The organism is Limosilactobacillus gastricus PS3 (genome assembly GCF_000247775.1).
Classification (GTDB): domain Bacteria; phylum Bacillota; class Bacilli; order Lactobacillales; family Lactobacillaceae; genus Limosilactobacillus; species Limosilactobacillus gastricus_A.
This window is the reverse complement of sequence record NZ_AICN01000026.1, coordinates 21,756-39,516: the sequence shown is the minus strand read 5'-3', so window position 1 is coordinate 39,516 and position 17,761 is coordinate 21,756. Positions and strand designations below refer to the sequence as shown.

Annotated in this window: 23 protein-coding genes, 1 pseudogene and 1 riboswitch; of the genes and pseudogenes, 14 read left to right on the top strand and 10 right to left on the bottom strand. The window is 40.0% G+C overall.

Annotated features, from left to right (window positions below; all coding sequences use genetic code 11):
* Positions 1–25: 25 nt before the first annotated feature.
* From PS3_RS03210 to PS3_RS03205, 3 genes are all read right to left on the bottom strand, one after another.
* On the bottom strand, positions 26–394 hold the full coding sequence (locus PS3_RS03210) for a hypothetical protein (RefSeq protein WP_040467991.1): 369 nt from the start codon (positions 392–394) through the stop codon (positions 26–28).
* 149 nt (positions 395–543) lie between these two features.
* Positions 544–696: a hypothetical protein gene (locus tag PS3_RS10430; protein ID WP_176662247.1), complete on the bottom strand. Its 153-nt coding sequence runs from the start codon at positions 694–696 to the stop codon at positions 544–546.
* A gap of 251 nt (positions 697–947) precedes the next feature.
* Positions 948–1,364 (bottom strand): acyl-CoA thioesterase, encoded by a 417-nt coding sequence (locus tag PS3_RS03205; protein ID WP_007122047.1) that lies wholly within the window; start codon positions 1,362–1,364, stop codon positions 948–950.
* Positions 1,365–1,611: 247 nt separating this feature from the next.
* Here PS3_RS03205 and PS3_RS03200 point away from each other — a divergent pair, with 247 nt between their 5' ends.
* Positions 1,612–1,797, top strand: a complete 186-nt coding sequence (locus PS3_RS03200) for a hypothetical protein (RefSeq protein WP_050950805.1) — start codon at positions 1,612–1,614, stop codon at positions 1,795–1,797.
* Positions 1,798–1,896: 99 nt separating this feature from the next.
* The gene (locus PS3_RS03195) at positions 1,897–2,430 is read left to right on the top strand and encodes a VanZ family protein (RefSeq protein WP_007122046.1); all 534 of its coding nucleotides are present in this window, start codon (positions 1,897–1,899) and stop codon (positions 2,428–2,430) included.
* A 45-nt stretch (positions 2,431–2,475) separates the two neighbouring features.
* On the opposite strand, the gene PS3_RS03190 is transcribed toward PS3_RS03195, so the two are convergent.
* Together PS3_RS03190 and PS3_RS03185 are read right to left on the bottom strand one after the other, a co-directional pair.
* Positions 2,476–2,814 carry a HesB/YadR/YfhF family protein gene (locus tag PS3_RS03190; protein WP_007122045.1) on the bottom strand — a complete coding sequence of 113 codons (339 nt, stop codon included), beginning with the start codon at positions 2,812–2,814 and terminating at the stop codon, positions 2,476–2,478.
* An 88-nt stretch (positions 2,815–2,902) separates the two neighbouring features.
* Positions 2,903–4,084, bottom strand: coding sequence for an aminotransferase class I/II-fold pyridoxal phosphate-dependent enzyme (locus PS3_RS03185; RefSeq protein WP_007122044.1), 1,182 nt, complete (start codon positions 4,082–4,084; stop codon positions 2,903–2,905).
* Positions 4,085–4,359: 275 nt separating this feature from the next.
* A riboswitch (purine riboswitch) is annotated at positions 4,360–4,457 on the top strand.
* A gap of 41 nt (positions 4,458–4,498) precedes the next feature.
* Between PS3_RS03185 and PS3_RS03180 the strand changes: the two genes are divergently transcribed.
* Together PS3_RS03180 and PS3_RS03175 are read left to right on the top strand one after the other, a co-directional pair.
* Complete coding sequence (locus PS3_RS03180) at positions 4,499–5,077, top strand: xanthine phosphoribosyltransferase (protein WP_007122043.1); 579 nt, start codon at positions 4,499–4,501, stop codon at positions 5,075–5,077.
* A 3-nt stretch (positions 5,078–5,080) separates the two neighbouring features.
* Entirely contained in the window at positions 5,081–6,364 is a 1,284-nt protein-coding gene (locus PS3_RS03175; protein WP_007122042.1) for a nucleobase:cation symporter-2 family protein, read from the top strand.
* 186 nt (positions 6,365–6,550) lie between these two features.
* On the opposite strand, the gene PS3_RS03170 is transcribed toward PS3_RS03175, so the two are convergent.
* Positions 6,551–6,946, bottom strand: coding sequence for a VOC family protein (locus tag PS3_RS03170; RefSeq protein WP_007122041.1), 396 nt, complete (start codon positions 6,944–6,946; stop codon positions 6,551–6,553).
* Between the two features lie 84 nt (positions 6,947–7,030).
* Here PS3_RS03170 and PS3_RS03165 point away from each other — a divergent pair, with 84 nt between their 5' ends.
* Both PS3_RS03165 and PS3_RS03160 read left to right on the top strand, forming a co-directional pair.
* Complete coding sequence (locus PS3_RS03165) at positions 7,031–7,396, top strand: fluoride efflux transporter FluC (protein WP_040467990.1); 366 nt, start codon at positions 7,031–7,033, stop codon at positions 7,394–7,396.
* Positions 7,380–7,721: a fluoride efflux transporter FluC gene (locus tag PS3_RS03160; protein ID WP_040467989.1), complete on the top strand. Its 342-nt coding sequence runs from the start codon at positions 7,380–7,382 to the stop codon at positions 7,719–7,721. The genes PS3_RS03165 and PS3_RS03160 overlap by 17 nt, the downstream gene beginning before the upstream one ends.
* Before the next feature lie 44 nt (positions 7,722–7,765).
* Here the strand turns inward: PS3_RS03160 and PS3_RS03155 are convergent, their stop codons facing one another.
* Together PS3_RS03155 and PS3_RS03150 are read right to left on the bottom strand one after the other, a co-directional pair.
* Complete coding sequence (locus PS3_RS03155) at positions 7,766–8,443, bottom strand: TVP38/TMEM64 family protein (RefSeq protein ID WP_007122040.1); 678 nt, start codon at positions 8,441–8,443, stop codon at positions 7,766–7,768.
* A pseudogene (locus PS3_RS03150) lies at positions 8,440–9,670 on the bottom strand (DUF2075 domain-containing protein). The gene PS3_RS03155 and the pseudogene PS3_RS03150 overlap by 4 nt, the downstream one beginning before the upstream one ends.
* 114 nt (positions 9,671–9,784) lie before the next feature.
* On the opposite strand from PS3_RS03150, the gene PS3_RS03145 reads away from it, so the two are divergent.
* Complete coding sequence (locus PS3_RS03145) at positions 9,785–11,560, top strand: 1-deoxy-D-xylulose-5-phosphate synthase (protein WP_007122039.1); 1,776 nt, start codon at positions 9,785–9,787, stop codon at positions 11,558–11,560.
* A 217-nt stretch (positions 11,561–11,777) separates the two neighbouring features.
* A complete protein-coding gene (locus tag PS3_RS03140) occupies positions 11,778–13,154 on the top strand; it encodes an amino acid permease (RefSeq protein WP_007122038.1) in 1,377 nt (458 codons plus the stop codon).
* Positions 13,155–13,344: 190 nt separating this feature from the next.
* Here the strand turns inward: PS3_RS03140 and PS3_RS09750 are convergent, their stop codons facing one another.
* On the bottom strand, positions 13,345–13,920 hold the full coding sequence (locus tag PS3_RS09750) for a TetR/AcrR family transcriptional regulator (RefSeq protein ID WP_050950804.1): 576 nt from the start codon (positions 13,918–13,920) through the stop codon (positions 13,345–13,347).
* Positions 13,921–14,290: 370 nt separating this feature from the next.
* Between PS3_RS09750 and PS3_RS10425 the strand changes: the two genes are divergently transcribed.
* Both PS3_RS10425 and PS3_RS03130 read left to right on the top strand, forming a co-directional pair.
* Positions 14,291–14,446 (top strand): hypothetical protein, encoded by a 156-nt coding sequence (locus PS3_RS10425; RefSeq protein WP_176662246.1) that lies wholly within the window; start codon positions 14,291–14,293, stop codon positions 14,444–14,446.
* A 292-nt stretch (positions 14,447–14,738) separates the two neighbouring features.
* Complete coding sequence (locus PS3_RS03130) at positions 14,739–15,581, top strand: DNA/RNA non-specific endonuclease (protein ID WP_007122037.1); 843 nt, start codon at positions 14,739–14,741, stop codon at positions 15,579–15,581.
* Positions 15,582–15,628: 47 nt separating this feature from the next.
* On the opposite strand, the gene PS3_RS03125 is transcribed toward PS3_RS03130, so the two are convergent.
* Entirely contained in the window at positions 15,629–16,468 is an 840-nt protein-coding gene (locus PS3_RS03125) for an aldo/keto reductase (RefSeq protein ID WP_007122036.1), read from the bottom strand.
* 104 nt (positions 16,469–16,572) lie between these two features.
* On the opposite strand from PS3_RS03125, the gene PS3_RS03120 reads away from it, so the two are divergent.
* The 4 genes from PS3_RS03120 (at position 16,573) to PS3_RS03105 (ending at position 17,728) form a co-directional block, all read left to right on the top strand.
* Positions 16,573–16,767 carry a MerR family DNA-binding transcriptional regulator gene (locus tag PS3_RS03120; RefSeq protein WP_040467987.1) on the top strand — a complete coding sequence of 65 codons (195 nt, stop codon included), beginning with the start codon at positions 16,573–16,575 and terminating at the stop codon, positions 16,765–16,767.
* Entirely contained in the window at positions 16,758–17,021 is a 264-nt protein-coding gene (locus PS3_RS03115) for a MerR family transcriptional regulator (protein WP_040467986.1), read from the top strand. Before PS3_RS03120 ends, PS3_RS03115 begins: the two co-directional genes overlap by 10 nt.
* Before the next feature lie 120 nt (positions 17,022–17,141).
* On the top strand, positions 17,142–17,390 hold the full coding sequence (mazE, locus tag PS3_RS03110; protein WP_040467985.1) for a type II toxin-antitoxin system PemI/MazE family antitoxin: 249 nt from the start codon (positions 17,142–17,144) through the stop codon (positions 17,388–17,390).
* Positions 17,384–17,728: a type II toxin-antitoxin system PemK/MazF family toxin gene (locus PS3_RS03105; protein ID WP_040467984.1), complete on the top strand. Its 345-nt coding sequence runs from the start codon at positions 17,384–17,386 to the stop codon at positions 17,726–17,728. The genes mazE and PS3_RS03105 overlap by 7 nt, the downstream gene beginning before the upstream one ends.
* Positions 17,729–17,761: the final 33 nt, after the last annotated feature.

The following is a 17,761-nucleotide window of genomic DNA, read 5'->3' as shown; positions in this document are numbered from 1 at the left end:
TTCACTAGCCTCTTTATTTTGGTTCCTAAATTAAATGAAGGGTTCGGTTGGCCCGCTGATTAATATATTGGGGATCGACCAGTTTATCTAAATCAGAAGTGATCCCAAGCGTCCGCGCCGATAAAGTTGCTACGATTTCCATGATTTCTTCCAGACTGGCACTAGGATCTCTGGATTTAAGTGCTCTCACAGTCATAATTGAGCCCCCATTGATGAAAACGCCGGCTGCATCCAGCAATTGATTACCTACATAACCATCAAAAAAGTGGAAATAATCAGACATTTCAGCGGAACAATTCTCGATGACACTAATGATCAGGCGAGTATAAGATTCGTCTAAAAAGATTTTATGAAAGGCCGGACCGAGTTCAAAGAAATAGCGAAAAATTGCCATATAGTACTTCCGAAAAACATAGGGAGCGGTAATGCTTTGTAAGTATTGATCATACTTGAGTACTAATAAATTAATAATTAGTCGATAAAAGGCGTCTAAATTTTCAAAGTGTAAATAAAATGATTTGCGACTAACACCCGCCGTTCCGGTTAAAAGGGAACGTTAATTTCATCTAATCGGTATTTTTGGCTGAGTTCAAGAAAGACCACAAATAATTTTTTTACAGTCTTCACGGTCCGTTGATTCGATTGTTCAACAAATGATTGTTCGAACTGATCGACTATCTCATCTATCAAAAACATATAGTATACATCTCCTAAGAATCATGAGCATGTAAGTATTTACACGCAGTTGATGTACACATATAGCGAAATATGTGTATTTAAGGTATTCGATAAGTGGAATATATAAATATTATGTATATAATATACCAGAATAATCACTTGATAAAACGGTACTTTAACATTTGACACAATATATATACACTTTTTTTAAAGTGGGTACTTTACTTTTGCAATAATCAGATAATCTGTAACCATAGCAATAGCTTAGGTTAATCACTAGCCAGGCATTGTTTTAAGCTTTGATCCATTTCTGGTAGGGATTTTTTAATCGATATTAAACGTCCTGCTTCATTAGTGAAAGCATGGGCAGACTCAGCTACACACACGATGGTATCAGTACCAGCCAGTTTCATGACATAGTGAAGAACGAGTTTGACCCCCGTATATTTATCGATGCTAGTAGTTATTTCTACTAAATCATCAAATTTGGTCGGGACTTTATAGGTGCAATCAACTTTGACCACTGGGGAAGCAATCCCAAGCGCTTCAAGTTTTGCAAAGTTCCAGCCGATTTGATCTAAAAAATCAACCCGTGCTTCTTCCATCCAGCGGATATAGTTGGAGTGGTGAGTGATTGCCATTTTATCGGTCTCATAATAATGGACACGGTGTATATATGATTTCATACTTTTCCTCCCTATTTATCAGGCGATATGCATTTATTATATGGTGGATCGAACTTTAAAATCAATCCAAAATAGTGAACTAGATTTGGCAACTTATCAGAATTGATAGGCTGATTTGTGAGTGACATTTTAAATTATCGATGCTCTAAGTATGGGGATTTAGGATTTATTATCCTGATTGGGCATGTAAGCATTTGCTTGCAAACAGTTATTCTGATGGACATTAGTATAAAGGGGGGACTTCATTATGTCAGTGAAGTTACGACATGTTGGTACTTCAAATGTGTTAACGGTTCCGGCCTATATTAAGACGACCTCAACCGAATATAATGTTTTTACAGCGCGTGATGGGGCAATTGTTTACTTACCTAAACAAGAAGCACCCGAAAGGGTTCGGGAATTAGCTGAACGGCATGGAATTTACCTTCCATAATTTATGATATTTTAATCTAACATTTATTCTTCTCTCTCATATATTTCTTAAAAATATCAAGAGTTTCCCTTATAATAATTGCAAAAGGGGGAACTGGAAATGATGGTGTTGAGGTGGATTCCATTAACAGCTCTGTTGATTTTGGTCACGGGCTGTTTTTATATTGCCGTGGAAGAACGACGGTTTACTAAATGGCAATGGGTTTCATTGGGTGGAGCCTATCTGTACTTATTGATTGTAATTTGGTTGTGCTTTTATCCGGCGGGTTTGCCATTTATTCCAGTCGGGGAAAAGCCATTGATGTATTTTAATCACGTGCCTTATAATTTACATCCGCTCCAATATTTAACCATTGATTGGTTTGAAAATATTCTCTTAACGATCCCAATGGGGATGCTAACTTACTTATTACAAGATCGTTTTTCCTTAGGTTCAATGATTTTTGTTGCCTTGATTCCAGGCGTCACCATTGAAGCGATTCAAATGTTCGCCGATTTATTGGTTAATTTACATCGGGTCGTGGACATTGATGATGTCATTACTAATTGGCTCGGAATGATGATTGGCTATGGATTAATGAAGTTCCTCGCAAAAATTGGATTCAAACGATTGATTGCCGCTTTTGAATTTTAACCGCTGATTAGAGGTGAAAACCTGGTATCAGCGGTTTTTTGCTGCTTACATCAGGTATTTTTCGTAATTAATTGAAGCCCCACCGTCAGCGTCAATCCCGGCATAGGTAAAGGATAGACCAGTATCAGGATGATAATCAACGGTGGTATCATGACTGGCAAAGAACCAATTATCGGCGAAGTTAATATGGTAATTGATCCCATCCACTTCGGTTAGAGCGACGGGTCGATCGGCTTGGTTATCTTGGGCAAATTCTTGATGGGGACCATGTTTGACTGGTTGCCGATTTTCAGGGGAGGTAAAAAATTTGACACCATCGCCTGCAGTCAGCTGTAGTTGTTGAATGATATATTGACTTGCGGCCTGGGTAACAGTTAATTTCATGTATCTAAAACTCCTTATCAAGATAGTCATTATTGTAGGGGAAAGACAGAAAAAGATGCAAGTCGTATAACTTGCATCTGATGTGGCCTTATTTGCGCCGACTATCTAAATATTTTTGAATCCGTTTCATGGCTTCTTGCAAGTCTTCCATTGAGGAAGCATAACTGATCCGAATATAACCCTCCGCGCCGGGGCCAAATGGCGTTGCGTCAACTAAAGCGACGGCTTGTTCGTAAGCTAAATTATGAGCAAAAGTGGCCGTGTCTTCATCGAGCCATTCTGGTAACTTGGCAAAGTAGTAAAAGGCACCTTCCGGTTTATCAGCCCGAAATCCCATCTTGGTCATGGCTTCATGAACGAAGTTAGCCCGTTTGATGTATTCTTCGCGCATTGGCAAAGCATCGTCGATTCCGTTTGAAAAGGCTTCTTCACCGGCATCTTGAGTGGTGTATGGAACCGTGGTGACGGTAAATTGGTGGACCGTAATGATCTTATCAATGATTCCTTCTGGCGCCGCCACAATTCCTAACCGCCAACCAGTCATAGCATGGGATTTGGAAACTCCATTTAAAAGAATAGTTTGTTCCGGAAGGATTTCAGCGACTGAGGTATGGGTCTTGCCATAGGTTAATTCACTATAGATTTCATCGGAAACCATGAAAATTTCTTTATCCCGTAGGACGTCAGCAATTTCTTCGATTGCTTCTCGGCTATAGGTTTTCCCGGTTGGGTTTGATGGGAAGTTCAATAGAACCGCTTTAACGTGGTTGTGTTGAGCCAAAGTATCTTCAATCATTTGGGCGGACAAGACAAAGTCATTCGGTTCCGTGTTAACGAGAATTGGTTTCAATCCCATCCCATTAACGATTGATAGATACATAGGCCAGATTGGGGTTGGCACAATAACTTGGTCACCAGGATTTGTAATCGCGTATAAAGATGACCAGATGGCTTCCGTGGCCCCGACAGTTGCTAGAATTTGTGTTGGTTTGTAATTTAGGTTGTATTTAGTATTAAGGAAATTGGCCGCTGCCGCCCGGAGACCATCAGTCCCTGGGGTCGGTGGATAATGGGTGTGGTTATTGTCGATACTTGCCTTGGCAGCATCTTTAATATGTTGGGGAGTATCAAAATCTGGTTCTCCAAGGGTCAACTTGATGATCCCAGGGATTGAAGAAACTTCCTTGTTAAAAGAACGAATGGCGGATGGCTTTATATTAGCTAATTCTCGTCGCATGTTCTGTAATAAAGTTGTGTTAATGTCACTCATAAGCGCAGCTCCTTATAAAAAATTCCTAAATAGTTACAACTGATTTTAGTATAGATGAATGCCAGCATGTTGTAAATACTTTCACGAACTTTTTAAGGAGAATTGTTCGCCTTTGGGATCTTAATATAGGAAGATTGGGACGATGTTTCAGATGTTATTAGTTAGATTCCGAAAGTAAAATATATAGAATACTTGTTAATTACAGATAATCCGAACAAAAATCCTAATCTAATTAAATTTTTAGTTTTAAAATGAGATCAGGTTTGCTAATATTATTTATTGAACACAATATTACTTATATATCGCCACATGATGGGTGGCCGTTTCTACCTGAAACCGTTCTTTTCAGACTATAAGTAAACAGCGCGGCTGGTTTACTAATGTTAGACGAGTCGTTTTTTATTAGGAGGCATTATGAAAGAGCTGGAAGATCGTATTAGACAAGATGGTCAGGTCCTTCCTGGTAACGTCTTAAAGGTGAATTCATTTTTAAATCATCAGATTGATCCCAATTTAATGATGAATATGGGGAAAGAGTTTGCTGATCATTTTAAGGATGATCAGATTACCAAAATCGTGACGGTTGAATCGTCAGGGATTGCACCGGCGGTAATGACAGGTTTTCAGATGCAAGTTCCCGTGGTTTTTGCTCGTAAACACAAGAGTTTAACCCTGGTTGATCATCTTTATACGGCGGATGTTTATTCTTATACTAAGCAAACGACGAATACAATCTCAATTGATGATCGCTTTGTAAATGCCGATGATCGTTTGTTAATCATTGATGACTTCTTGGCTAATGGACAAGCGGTGGAAGGGCTGTTAAAGATTGCTGATCAAGCCCAAGCCACGGTTGCCGGTGTCGGGATCGTGATTGAAAAGTCCTTCCAAAAAGGGGCCGAATTAATTCAAGAACGGGGCATCAAATTATTGTCATTAGCTAATATTGCATCTTTAGAAGATGGACAAGTACGGTTTGTCGGGGAGGATTAATTAATGCCATCAAAAGAAGTTTCGCATCAAAAAGCGGCCGTCTTAGGGATTCAGCATCTCTTAGCCATGTATTCTGGGGACGTGGCTGTCCCATTATTAATTGGTCATGCTTTGAATTTTAATGCAGACCAAATGACATATTTAGTGTCAATTGATATTTTTATGTGTGGCTTGGCCACCTTTATTCAGTTAATTCGGAATCGTTACTTTGGGATTGGCCTACCAGTAGTGTTAGGTTGTGCCATTCAGGCGGTCCAACCCTTGGAAATGATTGGGAAAAAGTTATCGATCGGGACCATGTATGGGGCCATTATTGTAGCCGGTCTGTTTGTTTTTCTAATTGCCGGTTACTTTGCCAAATTAAGACGTTTCTTCCCACCTGTTGTGACGGGAACCCTGATTACCGTAATTGGATTGACCTTAATTCCAGTCGGAATTCAAGATATTGGTGGGGGTGACGCGACTGCCAAGAGTTTTGGTGATTGGCATAATTTATTATTGGGACTCATTACGGTGCTAATCATTATTGCCGTTCAAATTTTTACCCGGGGCTTTATTAGTTCCATTGCGGTCTTAATTGGCTTAGTAGTGGGATCCTTGATTGCTGCCTTGATGGGGATGGTTTCAACTGATTCCGTCGCCCAAGCTGCTTGGTTCCATGTTCCAACGCCATTTTATTTTGGTTTACCGAATTTTGAATGGTCGTCGATTGTAACCATGATCATTGTTTCGTTGGTTTCAATGGTGGAATCAACCGGAGTCTTCTTTGCAATTGGTGATTTGTTACATCGCGATGTTTCGGCAGATGATCTCAAGCGTGGTTACCGGGCCGAAGGACTAGCCGTCATGCTCGGGGGGATTTTCAATACCTTCCCATACACTACCTTCTCGCAAAACGTAGGACTCTTACAATTAAGTGGTGTGAAGACTAAGCGGCCAATTTATTGGTCAGCCTGCTTGTTAATGATTTTAGGCCTCTTACCGAAGATTGGCGCTTTAGTAACCATGATTCCAACGCCGGTGCTAGGGGGAGCAATGCTCGTAATGTTCTCGATGATTAGTGTGCAAGGGATCCGAATGTTAATTCAAGTTGATTTCGGTGACCAACGTAATATTTTAATTGTCGCAATCTCAATTGGATTGGGCTTGGGAGTTTCCGTTTACCCAACCCTTTTCCAAGGATTACCAACCACAGTTCAATTATTGCTAGGTAATGGGATTGTGATCGCAAGTATTGTCGCAGTATTTTTGAATGTAGCTTTAAAGGGTCGAGATGGCTTGCAGTAGAAAAGCTAGAGGATGGAGAACATAGATTTGTTTCTCCATCCTCATTTTCTTTTAATCACCTTAGTAATCGCGACCAAAAAGCGCGCCCCACGAGGCTAACTACGAATTCACGTCGGTCCGTACCGTCCCAACGTTCCTTCTAGGTTAGCCCTATGGAGCGCCTTAATGCTTTTTGATCAGCTTATTTTATTTATTAGCATAAGTAGAAATTTCTAACAGATTTTGATCGGGATCATATAAGTAGATTGATCGCATTTCACCTTCGGAGCCATGTTTAACAATCGGTTCATTAGTAATGACTTCGACATAGTAACTTTTTAAGTGGTGTAAGACATCTTCTAATTGATCACCAACAATCATACAAAAGTCAGCTGCGCCGACCGTGGGGTGTTTGGCCACTAAGGGATTCGCGCGATCAGTTTTTTGTAACCGGATTAACTGATGACCACAGCGTAATGTGACCACGTCGTCATTAGTTTGGTCATCAATGACCGGCATATCAAAAACCTCATGATAGAAGCGTTTGCATGCTTCAAGATCTGAAACAGTTAAAACAAGATGGTCGATTCGACGCATTTTCATAATAATTCACCTCAACAATTGTATCTGTATCATATCACGAATGGTAAAATAAGCCTATTCTATTCGAAGAGAAGGTTAGCGCATATGAAGGATTGGTTAGCAGTTTTAATTGGCGGAATGGTTGGTGGTGGTCTCCGCTACGAATTATCCCAGTGGTGGGGTTCAATTCCGGCTACGACCATGGTTAATTTAGTCGGGAGTTTAGCTTTGGCATGGTTGACGACCGCTTTAATTAACTGTCATTCCGCACCACAATGGTTAAATTTAGGCATTGGAACCGGGATGATCGGCGCCTTTACGACTTTCAGTAGTCTTATGATGAACGCAGTTATTAGTGGGCAACAATCAGCTTTATACGGATTGATAATTATCTTTATTAACATGGTCGGTGGCTTAATTTGTGCCGGATGTGGTTATTGGTTAGGAGGACATCATGTGGTTAGTCGTTAGTTGTGGGGCGGGGATTGGCGCACTTTGTCGCTGGCAATTAACTAACTGGATCAAAAGACTAACGCGGGTAAATTGGCCCTTTGCGACCTTAATCATTAATTGGCTGGGGACCTTTATTTTAGGAATCTTAGTTACACATCCATCTGGGCTAATTACTCAATCGGTACTAACCAGTGGTTTTTTAGGGGGATTAACGACTTTTTCAACTATGAATGTTGAATTAATAACTTTATGGCATAATCGCGCATGGCAAGGCTTTTGGACCTATCTGCTAGCTTCCTATGCTGGGGGAATGGTTTGGGCATTAATCGGGATGATAATTTAAATGATGTGAAGAAGTACTAATTGATGTCTCTTTTGATCAGTTTATTACTGTGCATGGCGTTTCTTGACGTTTTTGCCAATCAAGCGTGACAACATGATTAAAACGATGATAATAATCGCGTAGATAATTAAACGTTTAAACTCTCCGTTGAAAATTGCGTCGCCCCCGAAAGCATATATTAAAGATACCGGTAAAACTCCTAAGCTAACCATGACTAAGAAATTCCGACGGGGAATTTGCATATTAACACAGGAGTAGTTAACTAAGACACTCGGAATAACTGGGATCATATAGGCGACGGTCAAGGTGATCCAGGGATGATCACTGGATTGGAGCCTTTCCAACCAGCGGTTATGCATAAATTTTTCGGAAAAATCGATATGACCGATTAAAGCGGCTACTAACCAGTTCCCGGTCATATTACCAAACCAGTTAATGGTCAGTCCCCATAGCGGGCCGTAACATAATCCAGCAAAAATGCAGACGATTGAATTTGACATACCAGGAATGGCATTCATTACTGCAATCATGATGTATAAGAAAATCATGTCCCGGATACCGTGTTGTTGGATTAGGTCCACTAGTTCCTGACGATTGGCGTCATTAGAATGTAATAATAAATTAATTTCGGGCAAGAAGTCATGGATAACTAACCCTAACATGGCAATTACGATTAAAGTTGCGATGACAATTAGGGCTCGGTGACTTAAGCGTTGCTTCATCGTGTTCTCCTTAATAAAGTTTGATAATTTTGGTTGAGGGTTGTGCGTAATAATGGATCATGAGCATAGAGATAGGTCCCGCGAACCCCGCGCTTCAAAATCACATTTAAAGCGTTCATGATCATTTGGCGTTTACTTTGCTCAATTTCAACTGGATTAGTTAAATCGTCCCGGCGTTTAAACATTTCGGTATCAGTTACTCGATCGAGATTTACTTGGAGTTGATTAGTATTGGAGATCTGACTAATAATCGGGCCAATAATGATGCCAGTATAATTAAGATCAAAGCCCTGACAAGTATAAATCGAGCCAACTTCATGAATGGTTTCGGGAATTTCTGCCCACGGGGTACTGGTAAAATTATATTGATCCCAAGGCATCTTGAATTGCCCCTCGACAATATAGTGTTTACCACCATCAAGGGTTGATGGATAACCAGAAGTCGATAAGATGCGGGAAAGGCCTACTTCCTGATTACGTCGAAAAATGGCTTGGCACATTAATTCGGCGTCGTCATAGATGCGAAAATCATAGTGATCACGACTATTGTTAGGGAAGGGAGCAATTTCCCCCGCCGTAAACCGGTTAAACCAAGATAAGAGTTCATCACTGGCGGTTATCCGGAATTGGTGTCAGATAGGTTGATTGATGTGGGTATTGATTCACAATCGCTTGGAGTCGTTCGGGCGTCCAAAAAGCTTTCATACGGAGAACTTGGTATTGATCAAAGACAATAATGACAACTTTGGCATGCTTGATAATCTCAATGAGTTGATTATCATGATAAAAATTATTGTAATGATCAGGCTTAGACAACAATAAGTGAGCTTCATCAATCACGGCGACATCCACTTGTTCGCCCGTTTTCTCAATCTGGTTAATAAAAGATGTCGGTCGGTAATAGTCTTTTTTTAGTAATTCTTTAAAAGGTCCTGCAATTTCTTTATAGACTTTTAAGACCTCGGGATGATTGACTAAGAAGACATTTTTACTGCCATACAGTGGCGAGGTGTGATCAAGTCGAGCAGCAGATTGGATTTGCTGAAACAGATGGGATAAGACGACACTTTTGCCAGTGCCGGCATCCCCATATATGGTATAAATGGCCGGAGTATGTCCGGTTTGTAAATGGCTGATGGTGAAATCAATTATATTGGAAACTAATTGTGCCTGGTCAGTCGTTAATGGTTTTAAAGGTGATAATTTCTTAAGTGCCGAATTTTCCATAAGTCCTCCATGATAACTCTTTTATTATACATGAATATGGGTCGTCAGTCCTTGTCAATTGTAGTAGAATAATGGTGACTACTGAAATTCGAGAGAGAATCCGAGGTACTGAGCATGAATTTACATCCTGATTACTTATTAAACCGCGTGGAGGAACCCGAAGATATTAAGACCATGTCCATGGACCAATTAGAACAATTGGCAGAGGAAATGCGGACGTTGATTTTAGAGCGGGTTTCGACGATTGGCGGTCACCTTGGTCCTGATTTAGGGATTGTGGAATTAGCGATTGCCTATCATTATGTTTTTAATTCACCAACTGACAAGGTCATTTGGGATGTTTCACATAATTCTTACCCTCATAAGATGTTAACAGGTCGAAAACTGGGCTTCTTGGATCCGGACCACTATCAAGATATCTCGGGATTCACTGCTCCAGATGAAAGTGACCATGACTTCTTTAAGATCGGTCATACTTCTACCTCAGTTGCCTTGGCCGTCGGTGAGGCTGAAGCTCGTGATTTAAAACAGGATCCCAAGCATCGTAATATCGTTGCCGTGATTGGTGATGGATCCTTGAGTGGTGGTTTAGCCTTTGAAGCCTTTAATAATGCCTCCAAAGTTAAGGGGAACTTAATTATTGTTGTGAATGATAATGAGATGTCGATTGATGATAATCAAGGGGGACTTTACCAAGGATTAGCCGAATTGCGGGCCACGGAAGGCAAATCTCCCAACAATCTCTTCACTTTCATGGGATTAGATTATCGCTACATTGAAGATGGTAATGATCTACCAACGATGATTCAAATGTTTAAGGATGTCCAAGATATTGATCATCCAATTGTCTTGCATATTCATACCCTCAAAGGGAAGGGTTACCAACCTGCTATTGATGAAAAATTTAAATATCATTGGCGCAAGGCCTTTGATCCAACGACGGGAGAAGATCGACAAGCTCCCGCTCAGGAATCTTATAATCAAGCTGTCGTTAAAGAATTATTAGCAGAAATTGATGAAGGACAAGAGATTGCAGCGATTAATGCGGCAATTCCGGGTGCCTTTGGCTTGAAGGACTTCCAAGCAGCCCAACCGGATCGCTATTTTGATGTGGGGATCGCGGAACAAGCTTCAATTACGACGGCTGTTGGGATGGCCGAAGCTGGTATTCGGCCAGTAGTTTTTGAAAATTCAACCTTCTTACAACGGGGATTGGATCAACTAATTCATGATGTCGCTTTAAATAGTTCACCAATCGTGATGGTTGTAGTAAATGGTTCAATTTCTTCACAATCAGCCACTCACCAGGGGACCTTTGATATTTCTTATATCTCATCCTTGCCAAATATCGAATATTTGGCGCCAACAAGCGTGGAAGAAATGGTTTCGATGCTTCGCTGGGCGATTCATCAACAAGATGTACTCGTGGTTATTCGCCAACCAGCTCATGAATTATTACATCGGCCAGCTACCACTAATGATTATGATGAAGTAAAATACGAAATTGCTCATCAAGGTCAAGATGTAGCCTTAATGGCCGTTGGCGGTTTCTGGAAATTAGGTGAACAAGTCCAAGCACAGCTTAAGGAAAAACTCAATATTGATGCAACCTTAATTAATCCGATTTCAGTGACAAACTTAGATTATGAGACACTCCATCATTTGCCAGAACAACATGATGTGGTAGTTACGATTGAAGATGGAAATCTGAGTGGTGGCTTTGGCGAAACGATTGCCCGTTATTTTGGCCCAACGAACGTCAAAGTCCTATCCTTTGGGGCGCCACGTGAATTTGCGGATGCAGTGCCGTTGGATGTTTTGTATAATCAATATCACTTAACGCCGCAACAAATCGTTGATGATATTCAACGGGTAGTCCATACCTTCTAAGCAGGAAATTTGCAGGCTGATATTTGGTATGCTAAAATAATTTAGATTTTTAAGGAGGAAAGTTATGTTAAGTAATTTAAAATCAACTGAAGTGCTTTCCTCCACCACGACCAGGTAATTTTAATGGGCGTGGATTTTGAAATAGATGATTCAAAAAACCAGTCCATTGAGGTGGGCTGGTTTTTTAGGGTCAAAATTAAGGAGAGTAGTAGTATTTATGGAAGAAAGTAAGCCCAAGCTAAGTCGGACGATGACGCCTGGTCAAATGGAAATGATTGCCATTGGGGGAACCATTGGGAGTGGTTTATTTATGGGAGCCACTTCAACCATTAAATGGACTGGACCATCCGTTCTTTTAGCTTACGCTTTTGTTGGAATTATTTTATATGCAGTGATGCGGGCGCTAGGGGAAATGGTTTATCTTAATCCTGGAACTGGTTCCTTTGCCGATTATGGATCTAAATACATCAATCCCTTTGCGGGTTATCTCGTTAAATGGAGTAATGTATTTCAATTTATTATTGTCGGGATTTCTGACATCATTGCCATGAGTGAATATTTAAATTACTGGTGGCCCAATTTGCCGGATTGGCTTTCCGGCATTGTGATGATCATTATCTTGACCTTAGCTAACTTGGTTTCAGCCAAGGCTTATGGGCAATTAGAATCTTGGTTTGCCATGATTAAGGTTGCAACGATTATCGTGATGATTATTCTAGGACTATTAGTTATTACGATCGGGCTTGGTAACAATTGGCATCCGGTCGGGATTTCTAATCTTTGGTCTCACGGCGGATTCTTTACTGGTGGATTGACCGGTTTCCTATTCTCCTTGTCAGTGATTGCTGGATCTTATCAAGGGGTGGAATTGCTCGGCATTACCGCCGGAGAATCAGCTTCTCCTCAAAAAGCAATTGTTAAATCAGTCCGCTCTGTTATTTGGCGAATCTTAATTTTCTATATTGGAGCCATTTTCGTAATCGTTTCGATTTATCCGTGGAATCAATTAAGTAGTGTTGGCTCTCCATTCGTGCAGACTTTTACGAAGGTGGGAATCACTGGGGCTGCCGGGATCATTAATTTTGTCGTTTTGACAGCGGCTTTATCCGGAGCCAATTCTGGAATTTACAGCGCTAGTCGAATGCTCTTTAAATTATCAGTTGATGGGGAAGTACCAGCTTACTTTAAACGCTTATCCAAGCGGATCGTCCCGAATGTTGCTATTATCACCATTGCCTTTTGGATTTTCGCTGGTTTTATCGTCAACTACATTTTAACCGCGGTTAGCTCGGGAACCGCCAACTTATTTGTGATGGTATATAGCTCAAGTGTCTTGCCGGGGATGGTGCCGTGGTTTGTGATCTTATTATCGGAGCATAACTTCCGGAAACAGCATCCGGAACGCTTAATTGATCATCCCTTCCAAATGCCATTATTCCCTGGTTTAAATTATTTCGCTTTAATTTCCTTAACGGTGATTTTGATTTGTATGTTCTTTAACCCAGATACGCGCGTTTCGGTTTCCATTGGGGTGGTATTTGTAGTCATTATTTGGCTTGCCTACCGGGTACATGTCTATCGGCAAAGTAAATAAAAACATAGAGGCTGGGAAAAAGCATTAAGGCGCCCTATAGGGCTAACCGAGAACGAATGTTGATTCGAACGGACCGACGTGAGTTCGTAGTTAGACTCGTGGGGCGCGCTTTTTGACCGCAATTACAAGTGTGATCAAACGAAATGAGGGTGGGAAGAAATGTTAATTAGCATTTCTTTCCACCCTCCTGCTACATTTTATGATCAATTACTAATTGGATAAATTGCTTTAAATTCTGGTAGTAAAAATCTGGATCTTGATATTTTAAATCAAAGCGACCATTATCAGTCATGCCTAAACTAATCCAGATTAAGTTGTTGGCAACCCATTCGATTTGTTCGTGGTCTTTAAAGTAAGTTTTAGCTTGATAATGTTCACACGTCTCAATAATAAAGGATTTAAATTGGTTGATCAGATCAAGAGATGCAATCGCCAGATCACAATTAGGGTCTTTCGTATCATCATATAAGACCAGGATGTCTTGGTGGGAAGTTGAAAATTCAATATAGTATTTAGCGATATTTAACAAGTCCGTCATGAGATCTTCGGAATAGACACTTGCTTGTTTGAATTTTAGAAAATCGTCGCTTCCCTCCTGAACAGTGGTTAACATTAAGGCTTTTTTGTCCTTAAAGTAACGAAAGAGAGTTACTTCACTAACGCCCGCTAATTCAGCGATCTTAGCAGTGGTAGCACCTTTGATACCGTGATGGACAGCGAGGTGGCGATAGGCGTTTAGAATTTTTTGTCGCGTTGCTTCTACCATAGAAATTTCTCCTTTCGAAAAAACTTTATCGGTCGATAAATTAAAATTAAATTTACCGTATATTAATCAAGATATGTCATTTTATTTACATCTCATATATCTCTGTTATAAAGGCGTAATTCAACCGGAAATTAATTTATCAATCGATAAGATATGTGAAATAGTTGCTATAAAATGGCAAAATATTTAGCATAAATTTGAGTAATTTACCAAAATATATTTGAAATTATCAAAGGTTGATGGTACTATTATTTCACGGTGTTAGTAAGCACTAACATTATGCGATGGTGATATTTTACGTTCTATTAATAAAGAAGAAGGTGATAACGAATGTCAGTTAAATTACGCCAAGTTGGTACTTCAAAGGTTTTTGACAGTTCCATCTCAGATTCGCACAGATGCAACCGAATATAGTGTTTTTGTTTCCGCTGATGGGGCCATTGTTTATATTCCACAACAAGAAACCGATGCTAACACTCAAGAAATCGCGAAAAAGCATGGTGTGCTTTCCTCATATCAATTTTAAAATTGATAGGGATTTAAAGCAAAACCAAATTTAAAAATTAAAATAACAATTTATAAACAGCACTAGTTTCGATGATTAACCAAAACTAGTGCTTTTCTTTTAGATCCTTAATGATAATTTTTGGGATAATTATTTACTATAAGTTAGGTCATAGGTTAGCCAAATTAGAACAATGAACTATTAAGCCTTCATTTAATAATCTGAAGCTTTTGGTAGTAATCATGAGAAGCATCTTGGTGCAATGCTTGAAAAATTATATAATTACGGTAGCGAAATAATTGGGGGAATGCTAATGAGTCGTAAGAAACGATCAAAAGGGTTATTCAAATGGGTGGTGACGCTTTTCGCCCTTTTAGGGATTTTTGTGGGTGCACAATCATCACTTAGCCCGAATTTGGAGCAAGTCTGGTCGAATTTAATCACCAGGGTTAGTGGAACCGTTGATGGGGAAGCTTCATCATTAATCACCCCAAGTGAGGACCAGGCCCGTTCTGTGTTAACCAATCAGGTTGAGCAACAATTAGGAGATCAAATTACTTGGAATGATCATGGCGCCTTTATTATTAATCATAATCAAACGAATTTAAATGCAAGTGTTGCTAGCGCTCCCTATGCCGTTAATCGTTATGATAGTGCGGGACGTCCTTGGCAAGGGGATGCCTGGTTAAATCGGACGACCCGCCAGTATCGAAATCGACAACAGACTGGTAATGGCGCAACCAATTGGCGCCCAGCAGGCTTTTTGCAGGCGACAAATTTAACCGGTGGCCCGAGTCATGCCTATGATCGTGGACACTTGCTTGGCTACGCTTTAGTCGGCGGTTTGTCTAATTTTGATGCCTCCGAGTCAAATCCTGCCAATATTGCGACGCAAACCGCTTGGGCCAATGAAGCCCGTGCTAAAACATCGACCGGGCAAAATTATTATGAGGGTCTGGTTCGTCAAGCTCTAGATCGCAATAAGCAGGTTCGCTATCGGGTGACCGATCTCTATGACGGTGATAATATCGTGCCCTCAGGTGCCCATATTGAAGCAAAATCCAGTGATGGCTCACTTGAATTTAACGTATTTGTGCCGAATGTTCAGAACAATATTACCGTTAACTATGCCACAGGAGCTGTAACGAAAAACTAATAAAAGGCGGATGACCAAAAAAAGTCGTCCGCCTTTTAAGTATTGTTTTAGTCATTAGGAACAAAAGTTGTTTCGTCTTGGAAATCAATTAGGGTTTGCATATCTGCAGCATTAATCGTGAAATCAAGTTGCTTATTTTGTTCCATAAATTCCTTATGAGTGGATTTAGGTAGTGGCAAAATATCACGTTGAATAAGATACTTAATGCACAATTGTGGAACCGTCACTTGATATTTATTTGCCATATCCACGAGACGTTGGTCTTTAATAAGTTGACCAGTAGCGATTGGTGAATAACCCATTAGCTGAAGGCCATTCTTTTGACAAAATGTGAGAATTTCTTCGTCAACGTTACCAATATGAGTTTTGATTTGTTCTGCCACCGGCTTGATCTCGCTATGATTAATGATGTTTTCCATGTCCGGAATGGTAAAGTTAGACACTCCTAAGGACCGGATTTTACCTGCATGGTAAGCTTCTTCCATGGCCTTCCAGACTTGGAGATTTTCTTCAAAATAATCTTTTGGACTATTATGGAAGAGTTCTTTCCATGGTTTTGGTGCATGGATAAGCATTAAATCAACGTAACCCAGTCCCAGACGGTCGAGGGAATCATTAATTGCCTCGACAGCTCCTTCATAACTTTTGACATCTGGAGCAATCTTGGTGACCACAAATAATTCTTCACGATCAACCTGACTGTTTTTGATACCTTCACCAACCCCAGTTTCATTTTCATACTGGGCGGCGGTATCAATTAAACGGTAACCAACATTAATTGCGGTTTCGACTGCCTTAGCAGCAGCTTCATTTGGAATTTGCCAAGTCCCAAAAGCAATCTTTGGAATCGTTAGACCATTTGATAAAGTATAAGTTTCGTTTTGCATGTTATTTCTCCTTTGCAATTGACAATTTATATTTGATGTATTTATTATATTTCTTGAGAGTTACTCTCAGTCAACGGATTTTGTAAAAAAATGGGAGAAAAATTATGAGTGAGAAAACATATACCATTAAACAAGTGGCTGAATTAGTGAATGAATCTGATCATACGATTCGCTTTTACTGTAAAGAAGGGCTCTTTCCATTTGCTAAACGGGATCGGAATAATGTTAGACGTTTTACGGAATTGACCTGGAAGGGGTGGAAATCGTCCTTTGTCTTCGGGACACCGGGATGCCACTAGCTGATGTACGTCATTATATGGAATTGTGTACTCAGGGAGCATCAACCTTAGAAGAACGTCTCCAGATCATTCGGAACCAGGAAATTCGAGCTCGCGAGGAATTAGAAGTGTACAAGCAAAAAATCGCCCATCTTGAAGAAAAGGAATCCTACTATGTGCAAGCGATTGAAGATCAAAATGGGGAAGATAAGTGTAATCCGTTAATGAATGTAGAGATGAATAAATCTACTGGCGAAGTTGTAGAAATGCACTAAAAGATAATATGATCAGCGATTAGTCTTTAATGGGGCTAGTCGTTTTTTAAACCACAAGTAATTACTTAAGTAATTACTTGTGATATAATTAAATAAAATACTTGAAAGGAAGGTTATCTAATGAAAAAAACAAAGGCGCGGATTCAAGGAAATGCGGTGGTTGTCACAATTCCTAAGTCATTTGGTGTTAAACCCGGAGCTGAATTTAGGTTCACAAAAGAAGAAAATGGTATATTGAAATTGACACCTACAAAGCAGGTTCCAGAAACCATGGATGAACTATTTAAGGATTGGGATGGTGAGTATCAAATGCCGAGTGATTTGGCAGAATGGAATCAAGAAAATCCAACAGGGGAAGAACTATGGTAGTGGGTCAACTGCAACGAGGTAGCATTATTTATATTAACTTTGATCCTTCAGCGGGCGCTGAGATTCAGAAACGACGACCAGCGGTTGTTGTTAGTAATAATATTCTTGCCAAAACATCGCCATTTGCTTGGGTAGTGCCAATTTCTCATGGAAGTTTTAATGGCAAAGATTATCCATTGCACGTTCAATTAGATGATCGGACTCAGACTAATGGGACTATCAATGTTGAACAATTAAAGTCTTTTGATTTTAACCAACGAGAGTGGCAATTTGTAGAAATGTTACCCACTGATATCTTTGAAGAGGTTAAACAAAAGGTTCAGTTGGTTGTTAAATAAATTCCAATTATAAACAGGTTGGTTGATTTTTAC

Bases quoted from the DNA above. Each gene is read 5' to 3' on its own strand.
- PS3_RS03210 (WP_040467991.1), bottom strand. From the start codon at position 394: ATGGCAATTTTTCGCTATTTCTTTGAACTCGGTCCGGCCTTTCATAAA.
- PS3_RS10430 (WP_176662247.1), bottom strand. From the start codon at position 696: ATGTTTTTGATAGATGAGATAGTCGATCAGTTCGAACAATCATTTGTT.
- PS3_RS03205 (WP_007122047.1), bottom strand. From the start codon at position 1,364: ATGAAATCATATATACACCGTGTCCATTATTATGAGACCGATAAAATG.
- PS3_RS03200 (WP_050950805.1), top strand. From the start codon at position 1,612: ATGTCAGTGAAGTTACGACATGTTGGTACTTCAAATGTGTTAACGGTT.
- PS3_RS03195 (WP_007122046.1), top strand. From the start codon at position 1,897: ATGATGGTGTTGAGGTGGATTCCATTAACAGCTCTGTTGATTTTGGTC.
- PS3_RS03190 (WP_007122045.1), bottom strand. From the start codon at position 2,814: ATGAAATTAACTGTTACCCAGGCCGCAAGTCAATATATCATTCAACAA.
- PS3_RS03185 (WP_007122044.1), bottom strand. From the start codon at position 4,084: ATGAGTGACATTAACACAACTTTATTACAGAACATGCGACGAGAATTA.
- PS3_RS03180 (WP_007122043.1), top strand. From the start codon at position 4,499: ATGAAAGAGCTGGAAGATCGTATTAGACAAGATGGTCAGGTCCTTCCT.
- PS3_RS03175 (WP_007122042.1), top strand. From the start codon at position 5,081: ATGCCATCAAAAGAAGTTTCGCATCAAAAAGCGGCCGTCTTAGGGATT.
- PS3_RS03170 (WP_007122041.1), bottom strand. From the start codon at position 6,946: ATGAAAATGCGTCGAATCGACCATCTTGTTTTAACTGTTTCAGATCTT.
- PS3_RS03165 (WP_040467990.1), top strand. From the start codon at position 7,031: ATGAAGGATTGGTTAGCAGTTTTAATTGGCGGAATGGTTGGTGGTGGT.
- PS3_RS03160 (WP_040467989.1), top strand. From the start codon at position 7,380: ATGTGGTTAGTCGTTAGTTGTGGGGCGGGGATTGGCGCACTTTGTCGC.
- PS3_RS03155 (WP_007122040.1), bottom strand. From the start codon at position 8,443: ATGAAGCAACGCTTAAGTCACCGAGCCCTAATTGTCATCGCAACTTTA.
- PS3_RS03145 (WP_007122039.1), top strand. From the start codon at position 9,785: ATGAATTTACATCCTGATTACTTATTAAACCGCGTGGAGGAACCCGAA.
- PS3_RS03140 (WP_007122038.1), top strand. From the start codon at position 11,778: ATGGAAGAAAGTAAGCCCAAGCTAAGTCGGACGATGACGCCTGGTCAA.
- PS3_RS09750 (WP_050950804.1), bottom strand. From the start codon at position 13,920: ATGGTAGAAGCAACGCGACAAAAAATTCTAAACGCCTATCGCCACCTC.
- PS3_RS03130 (WP_007122037.1), top strand. From the start codon at position 14,739: ATGAGTCGTAAGAAACGATCAAAAGGGTTATTCAAATGGGTGGTGACG.
- PS3_RS03125 (WP_007122036.1), bottom strand. From the start codon at position 16,468: ATGCAAAACGAAACTTATACTTTATCAAATGGTCTAACGATTCCAAAG.
- PS3_RS03120 (WP_040467987.1), top strand. From the start codon at position 16,573: ATGAGTGAGAAAACATATACCATTAAACAAGTGGCTGAATTAGTGAAT.
- PS3_RS03115 (WP_040467986.1), top strand. From the start codon at position 16,758: ATGCCACTAGCTGATGTACGTCATTATATGGAATTGTGTACTCAGGGA.
- mazE (WP_040467985.1), top strand. From the start codon at position 17,142: ATGAAAAAAACAAAGGCGCGGATTCAAGGAAATGCGGTGGTTGTCACA.
- PS3_RS03105 (WP_040467984.1), top strand. From the start codon at position 17,384: ATGGTAGTGGGTCAACTGCAACGAGGTAGCATTATTTATATTAACTTT.